Source organism: Paenisporosarcina sp. P4_E4_2 (genome assembly GCF_056401595.1).
Genome location: NZ_JBFUJC010000287.1, coordinates 1 through 4,084, shown reverse-complemented (window position 1 = coordinate 4,084; position 4,084 = coordinate 1). Strand labels below are relative to the sequence as shown.

The 4,084-nt window shown below is 37.6% G+C and carries 5 protein-coding genes; all 5 read right to left on the bottom strand.

From position 1 onward, the window contains the following. Positions 1 to 815: coiled-coil domain-containing protein (locus AC1DSB_RS15540; RefSeq protein ID WP_477587052.1), on the bottom strand; the 815-nt coding region annotated here is incomplete at its 3' end. 24 nt (positions 816 to 839) lie between these two features. Beyond that, a complete protein-coding gene (gene ftsX, locus AC1DSB_RS15535; RefSeq protein ID WP_016428054.1) occupies positions 840 to 1,724 on the bottom strand; it encodes a permease-like cell division protein FtsX in 885 nt (294 codons plus the stop codon). Further along, the gene (gene ftsE / locus AC1DSB_RS15530; RefSeq protein WP_016428055.1) at positions 1,714 to 2,400 is read right to left on the bottom strand and encodes a cell division ATP-binding protein FtsE; all 687 of its coding nucleotides are present in this window, start codon (positions 2,398 to 2,400) and stop codon (positions 1,714 to 1,716) included. The genes ftsX and ftsE overlap by 11 nt, the downstream gene beginning before the upstream one ends. A 291-nt stretch (positions 2,401 to 2,691) precedes the next feature. After that, a complete protein-coding gene (gene cccB / locus AC1DSB_RS15525) occupies positions 2,692 to 3,033 on the bottom strand; it encodes a cytochrome c551 (protein ID WP_016428056.1) in 342 nt (113 codons plus the stop codon). 51 nt (positions 3,034 to 3,084) lie between these two features. Further along, complete coding sequence (locus AC1DSB_RS15520) at positions 3,085 to 3,948, bottom strand: YitT family protein (protein ID WP_016428057.1); 864 nt, start codon at positions 3,946 to 3,948, stop codon at positions 3,085 to 3,087. Positions 3,949 to 4,084: the final 136 nt, after the last annotated feature.

Below are 4,084 nucleotides of genomic sequence, written 5' to 3'. Positions count from 1 at the left end.
ATTTCAGCTTGACGTGCAACTTCGATTAATCTCTCTTGTTCAGCTACTATTTTACTCTCTACCGCTTTACTGATTTCGAGTGTTTCAGAATATTCTTTTTCAAGTGAATTCTTTTGTTGGATTAATTTTCCTTGTTCCGCTTCTAGTTGGTCTACTAATCTACCTTTTGAAGCTTTTTGGGAATCAAGATTTGCTTTAAGACTTACTAATTTATCACGGCTTGTCTTTTGTTGAGCCAATTTTTCTTCAACCGAAGATTTCTGCGCTTCCAATGACTTTTTATCTGCAGCCTGTTCTTCCAAAATCTTGCGGTCTGCATCCATTAGCGTATTTACAGCTGAGAAACGGTCAATGAAATCTGAGAAACTACTAGCTCCAAGTAACACATCAAGATAATTGACGGAACCGCCACTTTCCTGAACGGAGCGAAGACGCTCTTTAATTAACTCGTCACGATCAGCGATTTTCTTTTCTAAAACCGTAATACTTTCATGCAATTTTTCAATTTCTAAGTTCGTGCGTTTAATGTCTCCAAGCACACGATCTATTTCGCTATTTGTCTCAATAATTTTGCTATCGAGAGCTTGAATTTGAGCAAGCAATTTTTCTTGGTCCGATTGATTTTCTGAAATATCGCCTTTTTTCTGATTAATAGTCGAATTCAATTGTGATTTTTTATGATCCAATTGTTTCTGTTCATTTTTCAAATCGTTCAAGGAGTTAGCCAATGCATCCGCAGGTTGTGTCATAAATAATGAACACCCCAATACTGTTGCAATGGAAACTGCCATCCATTTAGATTGTTTCTTTCTCATGTTCTGCCCCTTTCAAGCTCGCGTTTAAACGCGTAAAAACTTACGTACTGACATAAAACTTCCCCACACACCAATGAAAATGCCCATCAATAAAATGAGGCCGTTAACTTGATACAAAAATGGAGTAAGTGGTAATAAATTAAACAATTCGCCTTTCAAATAAGGTTGAACAGCGTGATATAAGTTGTAATAAAGTAAAGTGACGAGAGTTATTGGCAATATTGCACCAAGGATTCCGATCCACATTCCTTCTAAAACGAACGGTATACGAACAAACCAATTTGACGCTCCTACCAGTTTCATAATTTCAATTTCACGTCGACGTGCAACAATTGTGATACGGATTGTATTCGAAATTAGGAACATCGCAGTAAATAGTAACGCTAGGATTAATACTAAACCTATATTTCTAGCAACATTCAGGAAACTGAATAGTTTCTCAATCTTTCCTTCACCATATTCGACAGAATAGGTGTTTTTAAGACGATCTATTCGTTGAGCAACTTTCTCAGTTTCCTGAGGGTTTTCAGCCTTCACGTAGTAGGCTGCACGAAGCGGGTTATTTTGATCGGACAATCCCATTGTCGCTCCGAAATCTTTTATCAAATCTTTTAATTCAGCTTCTTTTGTTGAATAGACGACTGTTGCAACACCATCTAATTCTTTAATATCTTTTTCTAATTGCGTTGCAGCTTTGTCATCTGCAGTAAGTTCAAGCAACACTTTTATTTCAACATCTTTTTCTAAATCATCAGCCACTTTACTTAAATTCATCATGATCATTACGAATACGCCGACAAGCAACAACGTGACAGTCACTGCACTGGCAGATGCAAAAGTCATCCAGCTATTTCGGCCGAGACTTTTAAAACTTTCACGGAAATGACGTCCTACAGTCCTAGCTTTCATAACCGTAGTCACCTCCGACTTCATCACGTACGACGAGTCCGCCTTCAACTGCAATTACTCGATGTTTGATTGTATTAACAATTTCTTTATTATGGGTGGCCATTATAATGGTTGTCCCACGACGATTGATTTCCTCGAACAAATTCATGATATCCCAAGAAGTTTCAGGATCTAAGTTTCCAGTTGGCTCGTCCGCAATCATCACTTTTGGGATGTTGACAATGGACCGGGCAATCGATACTCGCTGTTGTTCTCCACCAGACAGCTCAGTTGGGAACATACGAGCTTTATGTTTAAGCCCTACCAAATCCAAAACTTCCATAACACGTTTACGAATCACTTTTGGCGATTCTTCAATTACTTCTAAAGCAAATGCTACATTTTCAAAAACATTCAATCTCGGTAATAATTTAAAATCTTGAAAGACAACACCTATTTGTCTTCTTAAATATGGAACTTTTTTCGACTTCAATGTCGCCAAGTTTATGCCATTTACTAGTATATCTCCACTCGTAGGACGCTCTTCTCTGTACATCATTTTGATAAATGTAGATTTACCAGCCCCACTTGGACCTACAACATATACAAATTCACCTTGTTTGATTTCTACATTAATTCCGTTTGCAGCAACAATGCCGTTTGGATATTTTTTGTAGACATTTTTCATTGAAATCATATTTTTGTAACCACCTATGTTTTTTCCTAGCTGTTCGAAATTTTTTCCGACAAGCTCATTATATCAAGTTTGTCGACAAAATTTTATTACAGTACTATTACAAAATTTAGACAGAAACCTTGTGATACCTCCTCATTAGTTCTTTATCCCTAAAAATCAACACGATATTTCGACCTATTAAATACTAAAATTCGGCATTAGGTTCCTGAAATCCTCCTTTTAGTTCGACACTTTTTTGACAAAAACAAAGACCAATGACATAAACAGTCATTGGTCTTTGTTTATTACAAATTATTTTTTATTAGCCAACCATTCGGCAACTACTTCAGCTTCTGCGCCTTCAATAATGTTCGGAGGCATTTGACCACGGCCTTTTTGAATTACCTGTAAAATTTCCTCTTCAGTAAGGCGGGATCCCACATCTGTCAGATTTGGGAAGTTGCCTTGCCCTTCTAAATTACCACCGTGACAGCTTGTGCAATTACCCTGTACAATTTTTTCAGCATCCTGTGTATCAGTTACTTCTCCGCCATTTTCATCATTGGTTGGCGTCGGTTTTTCATCATTTCCACCACCACATGCGGCAAGCATTAGTGCAGAACCAAAAATAGCTGCAAGAAATTTTTTGTTCATCTTGTTCCCTCCCTCAAAATAGTTTATATATACTTTTTAAGTATACCTAAATTATGGACGTTTGAAACCCTCACCGAGTACTTCGTAGGCATCTGAAACAATGACAAATGCTGATGGATCAACCATTTTAACTAATTGTTTCAATTTCGTGAATTCGGTTTGATAAACCACAACAAGTAGCATTGGTCGTTCTTGTTCGGTATAGCCACCAACTGCCGGAAGCTTGGTTACACCACGATTTATTTCGGTATAAATAGCATCCCGTAATTCTTCCTGTTTATTCGTAATAATGTAAACCATTTTCGATTGGCTGAATCCAAGTTGAATAATATCAATGGTTTTGGTTGTCACAAATAGACCAATCAGAGCATATAATCCTTTTTCAATATCGAAAACTAGGGCTGCAGAAAGAACAATCAGTCCGTCAATCAGCATAACGCTAGTTCCAAGGGTAAATCCGGTGTACTTCGCTAAAATTTGAGCCGCTAAATCTGTTCCGCCAGTTGATGCATGTCCTCGGAAGACAATACCCAATCCAACTCCTACTGAAATCCCGCCAAATAGTGCCCCGAGTAACGGATTTAATGTTGCGGGTTCCCATCCTGCAGTTAGTAGGACAAACATGGGAAGCGTAAGTGTTCCGACTAGTGAACGTGCGCCGAATTGTTTACCAAGAAAAATTACTCCTGCAATAAATAAAGGAATATTAAATGCGTATTGCACATATCCTGGATTCCAATTGAACAATCCTTTTAAAATCGTACTGATTCCACTAACTCCGCCAGATGCCACTTCGTTCGGCAATAAGAAAACGTTAAAACCTACAGCGATAATAGCAGCACCGGCGATGATATACATATATTCTAAAACGGAAGCCAAAATAGGATGTGGCTCTACCCGTGTTTTTCTATTCATAAAATTCCCTTCTTTCTATTATGTCCATTTTTCCCTAATGAAGTATAGCAGAGGATATATAGTGTGTGAACTTCATCATGTTAAAGTGAGCCTGTATGAAAATTTTCTTTCAAAGTAACAATTGGCATATATACGT

Excerpts from the sequence above, each read along its gene's own strand:
- ftsX (WP_016428054.1), bottom strand. The coding sequence starts at position 1,724 with ATGAAAGCTAGGACTGTAGGACGTCATTTCCGTGAAAGTTTTAAAAGT.
- ftsE (WP_016428055.1), bottom strand. The coding sequence starts at position 2,400 with ATGATTTCAATGAAAAATGTCTACAAAAAATATCCAAACGGCATTGTT.
- cccB (WP_016428056.1), bottom strand. The coding sequence starts at position 3,033 with ATGAACAAAAAATTTCTTGCAGCTATTTTTGGTTCTGCACTAATGCTT.
- AC1DSB_RS15520 (WP_016428057.1), bottom strand. The coding sequence starts at position 3,948 with ATGAATAGAAAAACACGGGTAGAGCCACATCCTATTTTGGCTTCCGTT.